The following is a 19,751-nucleotide window of genomic DNA, read 5'->3' as shown; positions in this document are numbered from 1 at the left end:
GTGTTCCTCTCCATCCGCAGCTTCCGCAATCATATGCAGTCGTCGGACACATGGTGGGGGCGCGCGGAGCGGGTACGGGAGGCGAGGAACGCGTCGATCTTGCTCGGGCTGAACACCCACATCAACTGGTGGATGCCCGCGGGCGAGGCCGCCACGGTCAGGAACGCGACGGGCTCGTCCGCCCGGCTGATCAGCACCCCCGTACTGCCGTTGGCGTCGACGAACCGGGGCTCCGCGTCCCGCCAGAGCTTGGTGTACGTCACCATCTTGGCCACCCGGGACCGGCCCCGTACGGGGATACGGGCACAGCCCCGCATCCCGTTGCCGTCGGACAGGCTGACGGTGTCGGGGGTGAGCAGGGCCTCCAGCGAGGCCACGTCCCCGGTGCGGGCCGCCGCGACGAACACGTCGAGCAGGCGCCGGTGTTCGGCCGTGTCCACGCTTCCCCGCTGCTCCTCGGAGAGATGCTTGCGCGCACGGCTGACTATCTTCCGTACGTTGACGAGACTGAGGCGGAGGATCGCGGCGATCTCCGGATAGGCGTAGTCGAACGCCTCGCGCAGCACGTAGGCGGCGCGTTCCGTGGGGCTGAGTCTCTCCAGCACCAGCAGCATGGCCAGTTCGAGGGCCTCGGCGCGCTGGGCTCCCAACTCCGGGTCGGAGCTGGTGTCGACGGGCTCGGGCAGCCACGGTCCGATGTACGTCTCCCGGCGCACCCGCGCGGACTGCGCGACGTTGATGGCCAGCCGGGTGGTCGTGCTGGAGAGGAAGGCGACGGGGCTGATCACCACGGAACGGTCGGTGCGCTGCCAGCGCAGCCACACCTCCTGGACCACGTCCTCGGCCTCGGCCGCGCTGCCGAGGACGCGGTAGGCGATGCCGAAGAGACGCTTGCGGTGCTGGACGAAGACGGACACTGCTTCTTCGAGATCGCTCGTGGCGGGGGACGGTTCGGGATCCGTCGGCCTGCGGTCTCCGCTGAAAGTCACGGCTGCTCCAATCGCGTCTGCCCCACTAGACCGAGCAGAAAGCGTTCTTGTGACACTGGTGCCACAGTGGGAACCGCTCGCCGTTCCAGGACGGCCCGAATTCGGCCTCGGCAGACACACGGTGTGTTCCACGATGTGATTCACGGTGCGGTTACGGCGTGTTCCACGGCGTGTGCGAGTGCTCGTACGGTTGATGGACCGCCCCGCCGTCCGCGTACTCGACGGCGGGGCGTCGTCGTCACTCGGTGCGCAGGCCCTGCGGGCGCATCATCCGCCACAGTGGTGGCAGGCTCACCAGGGTGACGAGCAGGACCAGCGCTCCGCCCACCCCGGCGTAGGGCAGGAAGACCCACGGGTCCGCGGCCTCCTTGCCCAGCATGCCGAGCATCACACGACCCAGCGTCAGGCCGCCGACGGAGGCGAGCAGGGTGCTGACGACGACCGGGACGGCGGTCTGCCAGAGAACCGACCAGGCCAGCGTGGAGCGCCGGGTCCCGAACGCCACCAGGACCGACAACAGGTGCCTGCGCTCCCGGAGTTGCTCGATCTGCGACACCAGCATGCTCGCGGCGATCAGGATCAGCATCAGTGTGCCGCCGACGAACAGACCCGTCTGGACCGACTCGTAGTCCTTGTCGCGCTGCCGGTTCTGCCGCTCCCGCACCGTGAGGGTCGGGTCGACCTCGGCGGCCGTGTTGCGGATCTCGTCCGCCACGTCGGCCACAGCGGAATCGGTGTGCGCACCCGCCCAGGTGAAGGCCCCCGGCAGGGGACCGTCCGGCAGCGCGCCCGGGGTGGCCAGGATCCCGTCGTGCCGCTCACCGAGCGGATCGGGCACGGTCGGGACGACGGGGCTGTCCACCGGGAGGGTCCAGCGGATCTCGCGGGCCGAACCGGAGGTGTAGTCGTCGAGGGTGACCGCCTTGCCGGGCCTGGCCGCCTCGTCGACGGCCCGAGCGCCCACGGTGTCACCGGGGTTGTGCGCGACGAAGGTGTCACCGTCGCGGCACGAGGGCAGACGGGCCATCTTCCGCAGCTGGGCGCAGTCGCCCACGGTCAGGGACGTCACCGCCCGCTCGCCGGCGCTCGCGTACGCCTCCGTGTAGGCGAACGCCGTCGTCACACCCGGCGTACGACGCAGCCCCTCCTCCAACCGCGAGGTGGTGGCGGCGTCCCCGTTCTCCGACACGAGGGTGACGTCCGGGGTGCGGGCGGCGGCGGCCCCCGCACTGCCGCTGCCCCCTCCTCCGCCGCCGCCGGAGGGGTTCATGAAACCCTGCTGCATCGCGCCGAACATCAGCTGCAGCACGATCGCGCCCGCCGTGGCCACCATGATGCCGCTGACCGCGCGAGACGCCGATCCGCTTGACAACTGCAGTCGCCGCACGGCCAGTTGCCAGGGCACGGGACCGCCCCGCAGCGGGGCCACCACCGCCTCGACCAGCCACGGCAGGAGCCCCGCCAGGCCGATCAGCACCAGCGTCACGCCGGCGGCGACGGGGAGCGTACCGATCTCCTGCGACTCCGAGACGACCCGGTCGGAGAGCAGCAGTACCGCCAGGCCCAGGGCCGGCGGCAGCAGCCGCCACCACAGCCGCCTGCGGCGCGGGCGGACGCTGCGGACGACACCCAGTGGCTCCACGGATATCGATCGCATCGCGGACAGTGTCACCACGACCGAGGCCAGCGGCACCGCGACGGCCACGAGCAGGGCCAGGCCGAGCGGCGGGACGATGTCGCCCGGGTGGGCACCGACGTCCCACAGCCGTACGTACGCCGCCGCCTGACGGGCCACCAGGAAGATCCCGGCGCCCAGGGCGACCCCGAGAACCGAACCGAAGAGGGCCTCACCGGCGGCGATCCGGGCGACCGTACGACGGTCCGCGCCGACCAGGCGCAGCGCGGCCAGCCGCCGGTCCCTGCGGTCGCCCCCGAAACGCACCGCCGTGGCGATGAAGATGCCGACGGGCACCAGCAGCACGGCGCACATCGTCACCACCAGCACATAGAGCAGGGCGTTGAACGAATCGTGGCCCGGGACGTATCCGAAGCGCGCGGCGCGCACGGACCCGCCCTCGACACTGATGCGGTCCGTGCCCGCGTAGTAGCGCAGTTCGTTCGCGTCGAGCAGACCGGTGGGGGCGATGGTGCCCACGATCCGGTGGTCCAGACGCTCCTTGAGCAAGGCGCCCTCGGGCGAGTCCAGCAACTCCCGCAGTGCCGGGGAGACCACCATGTCGCCGGGCGCGGGGATCTCCTTGACGCCGGGCGGAGCGGGCGCGCGGGCGCCCTCGGCGCGCAGCAGCAGTCCGCCGACACGGTCGGACCGGAAGTCGGTGTCACCCGAGTCCCACACGAAGGAGGTGTCCGAGCGCGGTACCGAGGTCTCCGACGCGACATTGGACGGCTGACGGGCGTTGCCGCGCTCGGTACGCGCGGACAGGACGTTCGGCGTGGACGTGGCGAGCAGCAGCAGCGCGACGCCGAGCGCCACCCCGATGGCGGTGAGGACGGTCCTGCCCCAGCCCTCGCGGCCCCCGGCCGCGGCGAAGCGTATGCCCAGGCCGAGTTCACGGATCCACGCCGCGGCGCCGTGCGCGCGGTCGTCGGGGGTCATACGGCGGGCTCCGAGAACCCGAGGAAGGTGTTGCTGATTGGCATGGGCGGGACTATACACACTATGTATACATGGTGTGTATAGAGGTGCCACTGTCTCAACGGTGGTTGTCACTTCCTGTGTCGACGGTGGGCGGCCGGTTCCAGGTGCGGAGCTTGTCGGGGTTGAGCACCACCCAGACCTGGACGACCCGGCGATCGGCCACGTCGAGGCTGATGACGGCGGCGACCTGGTGGTGATAGCGGGCGACGAGGCCGGTGGCGCCGTTGACGGAGTGGGTGGTGAGGGTGGTGCGCGGGCGCTGGGCGAGAAGGGTCAGCAGGCTGTGGGCCACCTGTCGGTCGCCGTGGACGGGTCCGGCCAGCGCACGCACCTTGCCGCCGCCGTCGAAGAACGCGGTGGCGTCCGGGCACAGCAGCGACGCCAGCCGGTCGGCGTCCTCGCCCAGACAGGCCTGGCGGACGGCGTCGGCGAGGGCGTCCTGCTGGGCCGGTGTCGTGGGGCGTGCGCGGCGCCGCCGGAGACTGTGGCGGGCCTGGTCGGCGAGTTCGGCGCACTCCGGTTCCGTACGCCCCACGATGTCGGCGATCGCGCCGGGGGCCATCCCGAAGACGTCGTTGAGCACGAACGCCGCCCGCTCGGCCGGCGACAGACAGTCCAGCGCGTGCAGCACGACCCGGCTGACGGCACCCGGCGAGGCGACCGGCTGAACGGCCGTGTCGGCTCCCGCGCCCTCCTCGGCCCGCTCTCCCCCCGCGGCGCCCTCGGCCCGCTCGATTCCCTCGGCCCGCTCGATTCCCTCGAAGCCGTCGGCCGGGGTGGGCGTGGCCAGGCGGCCCAGGCAGAAGCCGCCCGCGGTCCTCGCGAGCCAGGACCGGGGGAGCGTGATCCGCTCGCGCGTGGCGTCGGACAGCCCGTACCACCGCCGGTAGGTCTCGTCGACGACCCGCTCCGCCTCACCGGGGCTGCCCAGCATCCAGTACGCGACATCCAGCAGATACCGCCGCTCCTCGACCAGCTCCGCGATCGGCACCGCCTCGGCGTGATCCATACAGCAGCCTTCCTCTCACACCGCCCATTTCTCGCCTCGAACCGATAGACCGGACACCCCCGCCTCCTGTGACATCGCCCTTCACCGACGCTCCGGACACGGCCCGCCCCCCGGAACGCGGCCGAGTGTCACACCCGCGTGGGCTGCCCGGTCTGTGCTGGCAGCCGAACCCTGGAGGTGCGCTCCCATGGCCGCTGGACGAGGAGACGAAAGCCTGTACTGGCGCGAACGGGCGGCCTGCCTCCGCGTCGATCCCGATCTGTTCTTCCCGATAGGCGTGAGCGGTCCGACGCTCGTCCAGGTCGAGGAGGCCAAGGCGGTCTGCCGCCGATGCCCCGTCGCGCGGCGCTGCCTCGACTGGGCGCTGCGGACGGGACAGGTGGAGGGCGTCTGGGGTGGCACGACGGAGAGCGAACGCCGTGCGATGAGACGACGCGGGCCCTTTCGAACGGTTCATGAATGGCGGCAGGGACATGGATGACGGGTCTCGGGAAAACTCTTCCCTGGAAGGCGGGCCTCAAGAAAAGGAGGCGCGGGCCGGCGGAAGAGGCGAGAAGCTCGCAGAATGGGCCGACGGACGCTTGGGCATCCACCGCCTGGTCAGAGAGAGAACCCGCCGGGTCTTCCCCGACCACTGGTCGTTCCTGCTGGGCGAGATATGCCTCTACAGCTTCGTCGTCATCGTCATCACCGGTGTGTATCTGACGTTTTATTTCCACCCCTCGATGGAGCCGGTGGAATACCAGGGCAGTTACGCACCACTGCGGGGGCGGTTGGTGTCGGAGGCCTTCAATTCGACGATGCACATCTCCTTCGAGGTCCGGGGCGGTCTGCTGATCCGGCAGGCCCACCACTGGGCGGCGCTGGTCTTCGTCGCCGCGATGCTGGTGCACATGATGCGGGTGTTCTTCACGGGCGCTTTCCGCAAGCCCCGCGAACTCAACTGGCTCTTCGGATTCTCGCTGCTGATCCTCGGCATGTTCGGCGGACTGACGGGATACGACCTGCCGGACGACCTGCTCTCCGGAACCGGACTGGCCGTCGTGAACGGAACGATCCTCTCCATCCCGATCGTCGGCACCTGTCTCTCGATGTTCCTGTTCGGCGGAGAGTTCCCGGGCCATGATCTGGTGGCCCGTTTCCACGCGATCCATGTCCTGCTCATTCCGGCCCTGATGGTCGTACTGATCGTCGTCCATCTGCTGCTCGTCCTCTACCACCGGCACACCCAGAACCCGGGCCCCGGACGCAACGGAAAGAACGTCGTGGGTCTGCCGTTCAAGGTCCGCGCCGTGAAATCCGGCGGATTCTTCTTCCTGGTCTCCGGTGTCATCTTCGTGATGGCCGCGGTCGCGCAGATCAACCCCGTGTGGCTCTACGGCCCCTACCGCGCCGACCAGGTCTCGGCCGGATCGCAGCCGGACTGGTACATGGGCGTCGCCGACGGCCTGCTGCGGGTCATGCCGGGCTGGGAGATCGCGTTCTGGGGCCACACCCTGGCCCTGGACAACCTGATCCCGCTGCTGGTGGGCGTCGGTCTCTTCCTCGCCCTGGGCGCGTATCCGTTCGTCGAGGCCTGGGCGACCGGCGACGACCGGGAACAGCACCTCCTCGACCGCCCGCGCAACCGGCCGGTGCGCACGGCGCTCGGCGTCGCGTGGCTCAGCTTCTATCTGGTCGCCCTGGTCGGCGCCGCGAACGACATCATCGCCATCCGCTTCCATGTCTCGGTCAACGCGGTGACCTGGGCGGTGCGCATCGGCCTGTTCGCCGTACCCGTCGCGGCCTACGTCCTGACGAAGCGGTGGGCGCTCGGGCTGCAGCGCCGGGACCGGGACAAGGTGCTGCACGGCCGCGAGACCGGCATCGTCAAGCGGCTGCCCCACGGTGAGTTCGTCGAGGTGCACGAGCCGCTCAGCCAGGAACAGCTCCATGCCCTCACCCAGCACGAGCAGTTCACGCCGATCACCGCCCGTCCGTCCGTGAACGGCGCGGGCCCGGACACGGCGGGCCCGGACACCGCGACCCCGGTGACCCTGTCCACGGCGACCCCGCACCCGGGCCCCCGCCCCGCCCAGCGCCTGCGGGCCAGGATCAGCCGGGGCCTCTATGGCGAAGGCACCCAGATCATCAAGCCGACCGAGCAGGAGTACAGCCGGCGTCGGCACACAGAACCCGCTCCAGACGCCCCAGGTCACCCGAGTGAGCTGCCATGAGGAACGCCTCGACCAGCCGCCGCTGCGCGACCGAGTCCACGGGCTGCCCGCGATGCCCCGCCGCGAGACGCTGCTGGGCGCGGACGACCTGCTGCCTCGTGTTGGCGACACCGAGACACAGCAGCTCGGCGATCCGGCCGTAGGGACAGCCGAAACCCTCGCGCAGGACGTACGCCGCCCGCTGCCTGGGCGTCAGCGTCTCCATCAGCAGCCGCACCGCCCGCTCGACGGCGTCCCGCCGCTCGACCAGTACCTCCGGGGTCGCACGGTCGTCCATGAACTCCGGGAGCCAGGGACTGGCGCAGGACTCCCGGCGCCGCCAGGCCGACTGGACGACGTTGAGCGCCAGCCGGACCGTGGTGGTCCGCAGCAGCGCCGACGGGTTCACGACCCGCGCCCGGTCGGTGCCCTGCCAGCGCAGCCACGCCTCCTGCAGCACGTCCTCGGCGTCGTTGGCGTTCCCCAGGATCCGCTGGGCGATCCTCAGCAGCCCGGGTCTGGCACGGACGAACACCGACATCGCGGTCTCCCGCTCACCCGTCGTGTCCGGCTCACCGGTCGTGTCCGGCGTACCGGTCGTCGGGTCGGCCGTCGTCACGGCCGGTGCTCGGTCATGCCCGGCTCGGGCCAGATAGGTGTCCACGACCGGCTCCTCTGCTCCGTGCCCATCGGCTGGGAAGGCTGTCGCCCACCAACCTCACGCCGACGACCACCCGACCGCGCCCTTGGGACCCCGTGGGCACCTCCGTGGTCGTGCCTGGCCGCCACGTGGCCGGGCGGCGTCCCGGGTCTGTCACACCTGCGGCGGGTGTCCGGTCATAGAGGTGACAGCGGGCGGTGGCCTGCCGATCCGAGGAGTGCAGCGATGACGAAGCACGTTCTTGAGACTGCGGCTCAGGAGCTGGCGGACACGGCGTCCCTTCCGCCCTTCCTGTACGAGCTGGGTCCGGAAGGTGCCCGGAAATTCCTCGACGAACTCCAGGCGCAGCCGGTGCCGAAGCCGGACGTCGAGGAGCAGTGGATCACCGTGCCCGCCGAGGTGGGCGAGGTGGCGGTGCGCGTCGTCAGGCCCGTCGGCAGCCGGGGCGCCCTGCCCGTCGTCCTCTACACGCACGGCGGGGGCTGGGTCGTGGGCAACGCCGGCACACACGACCGACTGGTACGGGAGCTGGCCGTCGGCGCGGACGCCGCCGTCGTCTTCGTGGAGTACGACCGCGCCCCCGAGGCCAGGTACCCGATCGCCCTCGAACAGGTCTACGCGACGGCCCGCTGGATCACGGCCAAGGGCGCCGAGGCGGGCCTGGACGCCGCCCGGCTCGCCGTGGCCGGGGACTCCGTCGGCGGCAACATGACGGCGGCGCTGACCCTGCTGGCCAAGCGTCGCGGTGACATGACCTTCGTGCACCAGTCGCTCTACTACCCCGTCACGGACGCGGCCCAGGACACCGAGAGCTACCGGGAGTTCGCGGACGGCCCCTATCTCACGGCGAGGGCCATGGCCTGGTTCTGGGACTGCTACACCACCGACCCGGCCCAGCGGGCGGAGATCACCGCCTCGCCGCTGCGGGCGAGCCTGGAGCAGTTGCAGGGCCTGCCGCCCGCGCTCGTCATCGTCGACGACAGCGATGTGCTGCGCGACGAGGGCGAGGCGTACGCCCGCAGGCTGACCCAGGCCGACGTCCCCACCACGAGCATCCGGGTCAACGGCGCCCTGCACGACTTCATGATGCTCAACCCCCTGCGGAGCACCCGGGCCGCGAAGGCCGCGACGGAACAGGCCGTCCGCGCCCTGCGCACCGCCCTGCACAGCGACAGCGACTGAGACAGCGACTGAGACAGCGACTGAGACAGCGACTGAGAGAGGCCGGTCAAGATGAGCGACTCGTCGGTGGGCCTGAGCGCCCTGCCCCGTCCCGTGGCCGCGGTGGTGGGCGCCGGTGGCGTGCTCGGAGCCGCGCATGTGGGTGTCGGGTACGCGCTGGAGAAGCGCGCGTTCGTCCCGGACATGATCATCGGGACCTCGGTGGGCGCCCTCAACGGGGCCATCGCCGCCGCCCACCCCGACCGGGCCGCGCCCTGGCTGGACCATGTGTGGACCCGGCTGCGCCGCCGCGAGGTGTATCCGCTCGGCTATCTGTCCTCCCGGACCAGCCTGTTCACCGACCGCGGTCTGCGCCGGCTGATAGCGCGGGCCGAACTGCCGTCGCGGATCGAGCAGTTGGCGATCCCGTTCACCGCCGTGGCGATGGACCTCGTCACCGGCGCCCCGGTGGCGCTCGACCACGGGGACCTGGAGTCGGCGCTCCTGGCGAGCGCGGCCATCCCCGGCGTGCTGCCGCCGGTGGCGCGCGGCGGCCGGACACTGGTCGACGGCGGGGTGGTCGCCTATGTCCCCGTGCTCGCGGCGCTGCAGGCCGGAGCGGCCAGCGTGGTCGTGCTGTCGACCGGACCGGAGAGCTCGCCGCTGCGCCCCGTCGACCCGCGTGCGCGGGCCGGCGCGATCGCCTCCCGGGCCGGGCTGCTGCTGTTGCGCCACCAGATCGAGCGCGATCTGCGGGAGGTGTCCCGGCACATCCCGACCGTCGTGCTCCCCACCGGGATCGAGACCTGGCCCGCCCCCTGGGACTTCGGCCACACCCAGCGGCTGATCGGCACCGCCTCCCGCACGGCGGGCCGCTTCCTCGACGAGCTGCACATCAGGGGACCCGGCCTGTACCGGGCCGACGACCCGGCGCCGACACCCGCCGCACCCGCCGGTCCGGGCACGTCCGCCGTTCCCGCCGTTCCCGCCGTTCCCGCCGGTCCGTGCGGCACACCGACTTCTTCGACCGTGGAGGCAGGCCTGTGAGCACCATCTCGTTCCTCAACATCAGCATGCACGGGCATGTGAACCCGACGCTGCCGGTCGTGGCCGAGCTGGTGCGGCGCGGCCACACCGTCACCTACCACGCCTCGCCCGCGTTCCGCGCGGAGATCGAGGCCGTCGGCGCGACCGTGCGCGACTACCCCGGGGGCAACCCGCCGTTCCCCGACCCGCCGACACCGCTGACCTGGATGGAGGTGCTCGCCGAGACCGCCGTCCGCTGGCTGCCCGGCGTCCTCGCCGACCTCCGCCGGGACCGGCCCGACCTGATCGTCCACGACAGCGCCTGTCTGTGGGGCGCGGTCGCCGCCCGTGAACTGGGGGTCCCGGCGGTCTCGTCGTTCACCACGTTCGCCTTCGGCCGGCAGGTGCCCAGCCCCACCCACGGCTCCTGGGAGCTGCTGGCGGCGGCGCGGGCCCGACCCCGCAGCCTGTGGGGCTATCTGCGGTCCCGCCGGGAGCTGCGCCGGCGTTTCGCCGCCGGCGGGCTGCCCCTGCTCGACGTGGCCAACATCCGCCAGCCGCTCAACCTGGTCTACACCTCGCGGGAGTTCCAGCCCGCCGCCGAGGAGTTCGACGGGTCCTACCGTTTCGTCGGCCCGAGCATCGGCTCCCGCCCGGCCGACCCGTCGTTCCCGCTCGACCGGCTCCAGGACCCCGTGCTGTACGCCTCGCTGGGCACCGTCTTCAACGCCGATCCCCAGCTGCTGCGGACCTTCGCCACCGCGCTGGCCCCGCTCGGCGGCACGGTGATCGTGTCCACCGGACAGACCGACCCCGACGCGCTGGGGCCGCTGCCGGCCAATGTCCTGCCGTACCGCTTCGTACCGCAGCCGGAGGTGCTGGCCCGTGCCGCGCTGTTCGTCACCCACGGCGGGATGAACAGCGTCAACGAGGCCCTGTACGCCGGGGTGCCGCTGCTGGTCGTCCCGCAGGGCGCCGACCAGCCCATGGTGGCCCGGCGGGTCGTCGAACTCGGCGCGGGTCTGTCGATGCGTACCGAGGACGTCGCCAGGGGCACCGTGCGGACCCTGGCCCGGCGGCTGCTCCACGAGCCCGGGTTCCGGGCGGCGGCGGCCGGCCTGCGGACCGCCCAGCACGAGGCGGGTGGCCACCGGCGGGCCGCCGACGAACTGGAGGCATGTCTGCGCGCGGCAGGCCCGGTCCGGCGGCCCGTCCCCGTCGACCCGTCACAGCGAGGCTGAGAGATGTCCACCGCCGTCGTCCTGCTGCTGGTGTTCGCCGGGCTCTCCGAGGCCGCCGGACGCATCGTGCCCCTGGTGTCCCGCCGGCCCGGCATGTCGCGGACCTTCGTGGCCGGGCTGCTGGTGGCCGCCGGTCTCGTCGAGGGCGCCGTCCTCGCGCTGTGGCCGCTGACCGCCTGGACCCTGGCCGAACTGCTGCTGTCCTCCCCGCCACCGGACTCCGGACTGGCCTGGACCCCGAATCTGCTCGTCCCGCTGCTGCTCTCCGCCGTCCTCGCGTTCCCGCTGCTCGGACCCCTGCTGCACATGGTGCTCTTCGTCGGTGTCGGGGCCGGTCTCGCGGGTTCGCTCGCGACGGCGTCCGGGCTCGGCTGGTGGACCGCCGCCGGTTGCGTCGCGGTCGCCGGGACCGGCCTCGGCATCGCGGTGGAGGGCGTACGGCGGCTGGTCGTCCGGGTCAGCGCGACCCGGACACCGGAGGTGATCGTATGAACGACATCGTGCTCTGGATCTGCGCGCTCGGGCCGGTCCTGATCGCCGAGGGCCTGCTCGCCCGCTACGAGGTGCTCGCCTACAGCGCCGGCTGGCGCGACCCCGTCACCGAACTCCCCGACGGCGTCCCCTACGCCCGGGGCGCCGCGCCCGACAGCCCCCCGGCCGCGTACCTGGTCTATCTCGACGGCATCGGGAAACGGCGCTTCCGGGACACCCGGGACGGCGGCCAGCTGGTCAAGGCCGTGCTCGCCGGAGCGCCCGAGCTGCGGGTGCTGGGGCAGGTGCAGCCCTACTCGCCGCTGGCCGACCCGCTCGCCGACCGGCCCGTGTGGGCGTGGCTGCGCCGGCACGTCGGGCTGCTGCTGTTCCTGCACAACGTCATGCAGGTCTTCGTCGCCGCCGACCACCGGTACCGCCCGCTGTACAACCGGGCCGTCGGCTCCCAGATCGCCACGCAGCTACGGCTCGCCGGCTACGAGCCCGACAGCGGTGTCCCCGTGGTGCTGCTCAGCTACAGCGGGGGAGCGCAGGTCGCCACCGGCGCGATCGACGAACTCCACACCCAGCTGCGCGCGCCGCTCGTCGTGATCACGCTCGGCGGGTTCCACAACGGCGCCAACGACCTCACCCACGCCACGCACGTGTACCAGCTCACCAGCGCGGGCGACCGGATCGAGCGGGTCGGCACCTGGATCTTCCCGCAGCGCTGGTCCCTGTTCCGCCGCAGCGGATGGAACCGCGCCCTCCGCGCCGGCCGGATCACCGTGCACCGGCTCGACCCGGCCACCCACCTCGGCCCGCGCAGCTACATCAGCCCGGACACACGGCTGCCCGACGGCCGCACCTACCTCGACCGCACCACCGACACCGTGATCGGCATCGTCCGCGCCCACCACGGCACACCCACGACGACGGACCGTCCCCTGCCCTGACGAACCACTCCCTGCCCTGACGGCTCACCTGTACCCGGGCGTAGCGATCGAATGGCGTATTACCATACCGGTCGAAGCGTGCGGACCGGGGAGCGGCCATGGCGAGGAGCGGTTCACGAGCCGGACTCCTCGGCCGGCGGAACGAGTGCCGGGCGCTCGACGACCTGCTGGCCGGCGCCCGGGACGGCCGCAGCGGGGTCCTGGTCCTGCGCGGTGAGGCGGGCATCGGCAAGACCGAACTGCTGCGGTTCCTCCTCGACCGCGCCGCCGGCTGCCGCACGGTCGGACTGGCCGGCGTCCAGTCCGAGATGGAACTCTCCTACGCCGGACTGCACCAGCTCTGCGCCCCCCTGCTGACCGGCCTCGACCGGCTGCCCGGACCACAGCGCGACGCGCTCGGCACGGCGTTCGGACTGCGCGCCGGTGCCGCGCCGGACCGGTTCCTGGTCGGTCTGGCCACACTGAGCCTCCTCGCCGACGCCGGCGGGGACCAGCCGCTGATCTGCCTCGTCGACGACGCCCAGTGGCTCGACCATGTCTCGGCCCAGACCCTGGCGTTCGTCGCCCGCCGACTGCTCGCCGAATCGATCGTGCTCGTCTTCGCCGTCCGCGAGCCCGGCCCCGGCGAGGCCCTCGGCGGGCTCCCGGAACTGCGCGTGACGGGACTGTCCGAGGACGACTCCCGCACACTCCTCGACTCGGTCGTCACCGGCCCGCTCGACCAGCGGGTGCGCGAACGCATCGTCGCCGAGTCCGGCGGCAACCCGCTGGCCCTGCTGGAACTGCCCCGCCGACTGGCCGTCGGAGAACTGGCCGGCGGCTTCGGCCGCCCGGACGCCGGGCCGCTGTCCAGCCAGATCGAACGAGGCTTCGTCCACCGGGTCCGGTCGCTGCCGGCCGAGACACGACGCCTGCTGTTCACCGCCGCTGCCGAACCCGTCGGGGACGCCGCACTGCTCAGACGCGCGGCCGAACGGCTGGGCATCGACATCGACTCCGCCCTCGCGCACGCCGACACGGCGGAGCTGATCACCCTCGGCACCCGGGTACGGTTCCGGCACCCGCTGGTCCGCTCGGCGGCCTATCGCGCGGCGAGCCCCGACGACCGCCGCGAGGCGCACCGGGCCCTCGCCGACGTGACCGACACCCGGCTCGACCCCGATCGCCGGGCCTGGCATCTGGCCGCCGCGACCTCGGGACCCGACGAGACCGTGGCCGACGAACTGGAGCGCTCCGCCGACCGGGCACAGGCCCGCGGCGGCATCGCGGCGACGGCCGCGTTCCTGCAACGCGCGACCGAACTCACCCGCGACCCCGCCCTGCGCGCCCGGCGCGCGGTGGACGCGGCACGGGCCACCCTGCACGCGGGCGCGTTCGAGCCGGCGGCCACACTCCTCGCCACGGCCGAGGCCGGACCCCTCGACGAACTCGGGCGCGCCCGGATCGACGTCCTGCACGCCGAGATCGCGTTCGCCCAGAACCGCGGCAGCCAGGCCCCCTCGCTGCTGCTCGCCGCCGCCCGCCGGTTCGGTCCGCTCGCCCCCGCGCTCGCCCGCGACACCTATCTGGACGCCGTCGCCGCGGCCGTCTTCGCCGGCCGTCTCGCGCACGGCCCGGGGCTGCGGGAGGTCGGCGAGGCCGCCCGGGGCGCGTCGCCGCCACCGTCGCCGACCGGACTGCCCGATCTGCTGCTGGACGCCGTCGCCGTCCGCCTCACCGACGGCTACCCGGCCTCGGTCCCGCTGATGGAACGCGCCCTCGAAGCCTGTTGCGACGAGGAACTGCCCGTCCGGGACGCGCTGCGGCTGCTCTGGCTCGGCGGGGTCCTCGCCTCGGACCTGTGGGACGACGAGCGCGGCCATCTGGTCGCGACCCGCCATCTGACCATCACCCGCCGGTCCGGCGCGCTCAGCGCGCTCCCCGACGTGCTCGAAGCCCGTGCGCATCTGCACCTCCTCGCCGGTGAGCTGACGACGGCGGCGTCACTGGTCGAGGAGGTCGGCACGGTCTGCACCGCGATCGGCAGCAACCCGACACGGGTACTGCCCCTCGGCCTCGCCGCCTGGCGTGGCCATGAACGCGAGGCCCGCACCCTGCTCGACGCGATCATGAGCGAGGCCGTGCCGCGTGGCCAGGGAGCCGCCGTCACCGTCTCGCACTGCTACCACGCTGTCCTCTGCAACGGCCTCGGCCAGTACACCGAGGCGCTCTCCGCCGCCCGGGAGGCCGCCGCCCACCCCTACGAGTTCGCCTCCCCGCGCTGGGGCCTGGCCGAGCTGATCGAGGCGGCCGTACGCAGTGGTCTGCCCCAGGCGGCCACCGACGCGCTGGAGCAGCTCTCGGCGGCGACCCGGGCCAGCGGCACGGACTGGGCGCTGGGCGTGGAAGCGCGCTCGCGGGCCCTGCTGAGCGAGGGCGACACCGCGGAGCGGCTCTACCGCGAGGCGATCGAACGGCTCGCCCGGACCCGGGTCCGGGTGGAACTGGCCCGCGCACAGCTCCTGTACGGCGAATGGCTGCGCCGGGAGAACCGCCGCGTCGACGCCCGTGCCCAACTGGGCGTCGCCCACGACATGTTCAGCCGGATCGGGGCCGAGGCCTTCGCCGAACGTGCCCGGAGCGAGCTGCAGGCCACGGGCGCGAAGGTCCGCAGACACACCATCTCGGCGCCCACGGCCCTCACCTCCCAGGAGGCCCAGATCGCCCGGCTCGCCGGCGAGGGTCTCACCAACTCCGAGATCGGCACCCAGCTGTTCCTCAGCCCCCACACCGTCGAATGGCATCTGCGCAAGGTGTTCTCGAAGCTCGGCATCTCCTCCCGCAAGGAGATCCGCACCCTGCGCCTCGAAGGCGAGGCGACCTCGGCCTAGGCCGAGGCCTGGGCTGCCGGTCCAGGTGGTCCGGTGCCTACTCGGCGGTGGTGTCGAGGTTGTCGACCAGACCGCGTACGAGGGGGCCGTACTCGGGGTGGGCGAGTGCGAAGGCCAGCTGGGCGACCAGGTAGTCGGCCGGGTTGCCGGTGTCGTACCAGCGGCCCTTGATGACCTGCCCGTACACGGCGCGGGTGGCGGCGTAGGCGTTGATGGCGTCGGTCAGATAGACCTCGCCGGTGCGGTGCTCGTACCAGCGGCGGGTCTGCTCGCGCAGTTCGTCGATGATGCCGGGGGTGACGACATAACCGCCGATGGCCGCGTACGCCGAGGGCGCGGCGGCCGGCTCGGGCTTCTCGACCAGGCCGGTGATGCGCAGCTGGCCGTCGCCGAGGTCCTCCTTGACGATGGGCACGCCGTAGCGCTGGGACTCGGTGGGGTCCATCGGCAGCAGGGCCAGCACCGGGCAGCCGGTCTGCTCGTAGGCGCGGATCAGCTGCTGGGCGCGGGGGACCTCGGCCACGAAGACGTCGTCGGGCCAGAGCACCAGCACGGGCTCGTCGCCGAAGGCACGGGCGGCGTTGAGCACCGGGGTGCCGTTGCCGTACGGCCCGTACTGGTCGAGGTAGGTGATGTGGCCCCGGCGGGCCAGTTCGGCGACCTCCTCCACCGCGTCCGCGTAGGCCGTCTTGCCGTCCTCGCGGAGCTGCTCGACCAGGGCGGGGTTGGGGCGGAAGTGGTCCTGGATGAGGCTCTTGCCGCCGGAGACGACGATGGTGATGTCCGTGATCCCGGAGTCCACCAGCTCGCGCACGGTGTGCTCGATGACCGGCTTGTCGCCGACCGGCAGCATCTCCTTCGGCGTCGCCTTCGTCAGGGGCAGCAGACGGGAACCGAGGCCGGCGGCGGGGATCACAGCCCGGCGAATCGTCGGGGGCATCATGTCTCTCCTGGTCGGGCGGCACACCGTACCGGTTGGCACGGCGACCGGGCACACACGCACACGGTCGCGCGGCTCCGGGAGAAAGCCTACCCAGGGGCTCCGCGGGCGCCGCGCGCCCGTCCCCCGTCGAGCCGGCGCAGGGCGTGCAGTACGGCCTCCGTCCGCTCGTCGAGGTCCGCGAGCTCCCGGCGCAACGTGTCTACCCGGGTCTCCAGCGCGGTCGCCTCGGCGGCCAGCGACACCACGGTGGCCGCCATGGCGACCCGGTCCTCGGACGGTCGGGTCATCGTGGCTCCAGCTCCACGGCGGAGATGTCGAGGACCAGTTTCACCTTGTCGCCGATCAGCACTCCGCCCGTGGCCAGCGCCGAGTTCCAGTCGATGCCCCAGTCGGAGCGCTTCAGGGTGGCCGTGCCCTCGAAGCCGACCCGGTTCTGCCCGTCGGCGTCCTGGCCCGCGCCACCGAACTCCAGGTCGATACGCAGGGGCAGTTCGACGTCCTTGATCCGCAGCAGACCGGACATCCGGAACTGTCCTTCCGCGGCGTCGACGATCCCGGTGGAGCGGAAGGTCATGAGCGGGAAGGTCGCCGAGTCCAGGAAGTCCGCGCTCGTCACATGGGCGTCCCGCTGTGCGATACCCGTGTCGAGACTGCCGGTCTGGACACTGACATGGGCCTCGGACCGGGTGGGGTGCGACCCGTCGATCTTCAGCAGACCCTCGAACGCGGTGAATTTCCCCCGCACATTGGCGATCATGGCGTGCCGGACGGAAAAACCGATGGTGCTGTGGGCCGGATCGATGCTGTAGGTGCCCGTCAGCCCTTGATAGGGCGCGGAAGACGCGGAAGGCATGGAGGGAGTGGAAAGCGCGGAATCGGAAATCGCTGTTTCCGTGCGATGGGACATGGCGAATCGCCCTTCGTGAGGGGAAAACCGAAGCGATGGTTCGAGGGGGGCCGGGTCCCCCGCCCGTCGGCAGGGGACCACGGAAGAAGAGGAGTCACTTCTGCTGCGCGCGCCAGTCGGCGAACCGGGTCTCGGCGATGTGCGCGTCCGGGCCCGGGACGAGCGTGTTCTCCTGCACCTGGGCGCCGGAGTACGGGGCCTTCGGGTCGGTGACGACCGTGCGGGGGTCGCCCTTGGCGGCGAGGGCCCCGCGGATCAGCTCGTCGAGCTGGAAGACGTCGGGGCCGGCGACCTCCACCACCCCGTTGACCGGGGAGCCGACCGCGGTGCGGCCGACGGCGGCGGCCACGTCGTCGGAGTAGATCGGCTGGATCTTCACGGGGGCCAGCCGGACGGTGTCGCCCTCCGTCGACATGTCCGCGATCCCCTTCATGAACTCGAAGAACTGCGTGGCGTGGACGATGGAGTACGGAATCCCGGACGCCTGGATGAGCTCCTCCTGGGCCTGCTTGGCACGGAAGTAGCCGCTCTCCTGGAGGCGGTCCGTGCCGACCACGGAGAGCGCCACGTGGTGCGTCACGCCGGCCTCGGACCCGGCCTTGAGGAGGTTGGTCGTGGAGGTGCGGAAGAAGTCCATGACGGCGTCGTCCGCGAAGGAGGGGGAGTTCGACACGTCGACCACGACCGACGCGCCCTCCAGGACCTCGGCGAGGCCCTCGCCCGTCAGGGTGTTGACGCCGGTGTTGGGCGCGGCGGCGACCGCCTCGTGCCCGTGCTCGCCGAGCTTGCCGACGAGCTTCGAACCGATGAGTCCGGTTCCACCGATCACTACGACCTTCATGACGGAATCCTTTCGGAGGATGTGCTCTGTACGGGAGGTTGTTCTCCGTACCAGAAGAGACAAGACAGTGACTGTTCTTGTGACACGTATTTCGCGGGGATCGAGAGAATTTCTGTCATTCGACAAGCTTTCCCTCGGTCGTGACTTCCTGCATCAGCGAGGAGATCTCGTCCGGGATCGCCGGAATGCTCTCGTGGGTGATACCGGTCGTCGGCGACCACACCAGATTCACCTGGAAAGCGGGATCCAGGTCGGGGTGGTCGCTGCGGTTGTGACAGCCGCGGGTCTCGCGGCGCTCCAGCGCCGCTTCGAGCGTGGCCCGCGCCGCGAGCGCGGCGGACTTGAGGTCGAAGGCGTGGGCGAGGTCCTGATGGCCGGCGATGTCCGGGTGGACACCGACGTCCTCCATCCGCTTCTCGATCACGGAGAGCTCCGCCAGCCCGGCCCGCAGGCCCTCCTCGTCGCGTACGACGCCCGCGTGCTCGGTCATGGTGTTGCGGATGGCGCGCTGCAGGGCCCGTACGTTCTCCGGGCCGTCGGCCGTGAGCAGTTCGTCGACCTCCGCACGGGCCTCGGCGACGGCGGACGCCGAGCGCGGGTGGGCGGTGAGGGACTCGGAGTAGGCGGCGGCGGCCCGGCCGGTGATCCGGCCGAAGACCAGCAGCTCGATGAGGCTGTTCCCGCCGAGCCGGTTGGCGCCGTGCAGCCCGCTCGACGCCTCCCCGATGGCGTAGAGCCCGCGTACGTCGGTGCTGTGGTCCTCGGGGCGCACCCACACCCCGCCCATCGAGTAGTGCGCGGTGGGCGCGATCTCGATCGGTTCCCGGGTGATGTCCAGCATCTGCAGGTCCAGCAGCGTCTGGTACACCCGCGGCAGCCTGGTCATGATCGTCTGCCGGGGCAGATGGGACACGTCGAGCCACACACCGCCCTTAGCGGTCCCGCGTCCCTCCTTGATCTCCGTGTAGGAGGCCAGGGCCACCCGGTCGCGGGTGGACAGCTCCATCCGGTCGGGGTCGTAGCGGGCCATGAACCGCTCCCCGAGCGCGTTGCGCAGGATCCCGCCCTCGCCCCGGGCGGCCTCGCTGACCAGGGTTCCGGCCGCGCTCTCCGGCTCGATGATCCCGGACGGGTGGAACTGCACCAGCTCCGGGTCGCGCAGCCGGGCCCCGGCCTCCACCGCCAGCCGGAAGGAGTCGCCGGTGTTCTCGTCGCGCCGCGAGGACGTACGCCGCCAGATCCGGGTGTGCCCGCCCGCCGCGAGGATCACCGCGTCGGCGTGGATCAGACAGCGCGTACCGTTCGTCAGATCGAAGCCGTACGCGCCGAAGACGGCCCCGTCGTGCGTCAGGAGCCGGGTGATGTACACGCCGTCGAGGACGGGAACCTTCAGCTGTTCCGCGCGCCTGATCAGCGTCCGCTGGATCTCCAGGCCGGTGTAGTCGCCCGCGAAGGCGGTGCGCCGGAACTTGTGCGCCCCGAAGAACCGCTGGGAGATCCTGCCGTCCTCCTCCCGCGCGAACGCCATGCCGAAGCGTTCCAGGTCGTCGATGCCCCGGGCGGCGCCCTGGGTGACGATCTCGGCGGTACGGGGATCGGCGAGCAGATAGCTCTCCTTGAGGGTGTCGGCCGCGTGCTGCTGCCAGCTGTCCTCGGGGTCCATGGTGGCCAGCGCCGCGTTGATCCCGCCGGCCGCGAGGGCCGTGTGCGCGTCCTCCTTGGGGCGCTTGCCGACCGCGAGGACATCCACGCCGGCCTCGGCCAGTTCGATCGCCGCGCGCAACCCGGCGCCTCCGGTGCCGATCACCAGCACCATGGTGGA

General features: G+C 71.8%; 17 protein-coding genes. 8 read left to right on the top strand and 9 right to left on the bottom strand.

Annotation, left to right across the window (positions count from 1 at the left end; all coding sequences use genetic code 11):
- Positions 1–29 precede the first annotated feature (29 nt).
- The 3 genes from F9278_RS01390 to F9278_RS01380 form a co-directional block, all read right to left on the bottom strand.
- Positions 30–989 carry a sigma-70 family RNA polymerase sigma factor gene (locus F9278_RS01390; RefSeq protein WP_152166600.1) on the bottom strand — a complete coding sequence of 320 codons (960 nt, stop codon included), beginning with the start codon at positions 987–989 and terminating at the stop codon, positions 30–32.
- A gap of 238 nt (positions 990–1,227) precedes the next feature.
- Entirely contained in the window at positions 1,228–3,606 is a 2,379-nt protein-coding gene (locus tag F9278_RS01385) for an ABC transporter permease (protein ID WP_152166599.1), read from the bottom strand.
- A gap of 97 nt (positions 3,607–3,703) precedes the next feature.
- Positions 3,704–4,657, bottom strand: a complete 954-nt coding sequence (locus F9278_RS01380) for a sigma-70 family RNA polymerase sigma factor family protein (RefSeq protein WP_152166598.1) — start codon at positions 4,655–4,657, stop codon at positions 3,704–3,706.
- A gap of 187 nt (positions 4,658–4,844) precedes the next feature.
- Here F9278_RS01380 and F9278_RS01375 point away from each other — a divergent pair, with 187 nt between their 5' ends.
- Both F9278_RS01375 and qcrB read left to right on the top strand, forming a co-directional pair.
- Entirely contained in the window at positions 4,845–5,138 is a 294-nt protein-coding gene (locus tag F9278_RS01375; RefSeq protein WP_152166597.1) for a WhiB family transcriptional regulator, read from the top strand.
- Positions 5,131–6,873 (top strand): cytochrome bc1 complex cytochrome b subunit, encoded by a 1,743-nt coding sequence (gene qcrB, locus F9278_RS01370; RefSeq protein WP_152166596.1) that lies wholly within the window; start codon positions 5,131–5,133, stop codon positions 6,871–6,873. Before F9278_RS01375 ends, qcrB begins: the two co-directional genes overlap by 8 nt.
- Here qcrB and F9278_RS01365 read toward each other — a convergent pair.
- Positions 6,788–7,516: a sigma factor gene (locus F9278_RS01365; RefSeq protein ID WP_226966581.1), complete on the bottom strand. Its 729-nt coding sequence runs from the start codon at positions 7,514–7,516 to the stop codon at positions 6,788–6,790. The two genes, qcrB and F9278_RS01365, sit on opposite strands and share 86 nt — an antisense overlap.
- 222 nt (positions 7,517–7,738) lie before the next feature.
- Between F9278_RS01365 and F9278_RS01360 the strand changes: the two genes are divergently transcribed.
- From F9278_RS01360 to F9278_RS01335, 6 genes are all read left to right on the top strand, one after another.
- Entirely contained in the window at positions 7,739–8,695 is a 957-nt protein-coding gene (locus F9278_RS01360; RefSeq protein WP_152166595.1) for an alpha/beta hydrolase, read from the top strand.
- Between the two features lie 51 nt (positions 8,696–8,746).
- Positions 8,747–9,721 (top strand): patatin-like phospholipase family protein, encoded by a 975-nt coding sequence (locus tag F9278_RS01355; RefSeq protein ID WP_152166594.1) that lies wholly within the window; start codon positions 8,747–8,749, stop codon positions 9,719–9,721.
- Positions 9,718–10,941: a macrolide family glycosyltransferase gene (locus F9278_RS01350; protein ID WP_152166593.1), complete on the top strand. Its 1,224-nt coding sequence runs from the start codon at positions 9,718–9,720 to the stop codon at positions 10,939–10,941. The genes F9278_RS01355 and F9278_RS01350 overlap by 4 nt, the downstream gene beginning before the upstream one ends.
- A gap of 3 nt (positions 10,942–10,944) precedes the next feature.
- The gene (locus tag F9278_RS01345; protein ID WP_152166592.1) at positions 10,945–11,433 is read left to right on the top strand and encodes a hypothetical protein; all 489 of its coding nucleotides are present in this window, start codon (positions 10,945–10,947) and stop codon (positions 11,431–11,433) included.
- A complete protein-coding gene (locus tag F9278_RS01340) occupies positions 11,430–12,368 on the top strand; it encodes a hypothetical protein (protein ID WP_152166591.1) in 939 nt (312 codons plus the stop codon). Before F9278_RS01345 ends, F9278_RS01340 begins: the two co-directional genes overlap by 4 nt.
- Before the next feature lie 98 nt (positions 12,369–12,466).
- The gene (locus tag F9278_RS01335; RefSeq protein WP_152166590.1) at positions 12,467–15,238 is read left to right on the top strand and encodes an ATP-binding protein; all 2,772 of its coding nucleotides are present in this window, start codon (positions 12,467–12,469) and stop codon (positions 15,236–15,238) included.
- A gap of 37 nt (positions 15,239–15,275) precedes the next feature.
- Here F9278_RS01335 and F9278_RS01330 read toward each other — a convergent pair whose 3' ends face one another.
- The 5 genes from F9278_RS01330 to F9278_RS01310 all read right to left on the bottom strand — a co-directional run bounded on the left by F9278_RS01330 (position 15,276) and on the right by F9278_RS01310 (position 19,745).
- Positions 15,276–16,178 (bottom strand): UTP--glucose-1-phosphate uridylyltransferase, encoded by a 903-nt coding sequence (locus tag F9278_RS01330; protein WP_152173628.1) that lies wholly within the window; start codon positions 16,176–16,178, stop codon positions 15,276–15,278.
- 89 nt (positions 16,179–16,267) lie between these two features.
- Positions 16,268–16,468, bottom strand: coding sequence for a hypothetical protein (locus F9278_RS01325; RefSeq protein WP_152166589.1), 201 nt, complete (start codon positions 16,466–16,468; stop codon positions 16,268–16,270).
- A complete protein-coding gene (locus F9278_RS01320) occupies positions 16,465–17,034 on the bottom strand; it encodes a YceI family protein (RefSeq protein ID WP_152166588.1) in 570 nt (189 codons plus the stop codon). The genes F9278_RS01325 and F9278_RS01320 overlap by 4 nt, the downstream gene beginning before the upstream one ends.
- Positions 17,035–17,182: 148 nt before the next feature.
- Positions 17,183–17,929 carry an SDR family oxidoreductase gene (locus F9278_RS01315; RefSeq protein WP_152166587.1) on the bottom strand — a complete coding sequence of 249 codons (747 nt, stop codon included), beginning with the start codon at positions 17,927–17,929 and terminating at the stop codon, positions 17,183–17,185.
- Positions 17,930–18,044: 115 nt separating this feature from the next.
- Positions 18,045–19,745: an L-aspartate oxidase gene (locus F9278_RS01310; protein ID WP_193241952.1), complete on the bottom strand. Its 1,701-nt coding sequence runs from the start codon at positions 19,743–19,745 to the stop codon at positions 18,045–18,047.
- Positions 19,746–19,751: the final 6 nt, after the last annotated feature.

The sequence above is a fragment of the Streptomyces phaeolivaceus genome (assembly GCF_009184865.1).
GTDB lineage: Bacteria > Actinomycetota > Actinomycetes > Streptomycetales > Streptomycetaceae > Streptomyces > Streptomyces phaeolivaceus.
Note: the sequence above shows the minus strand (reverse complement) of the source record. Positions and strands in the feature narration are given on the sequence as shown.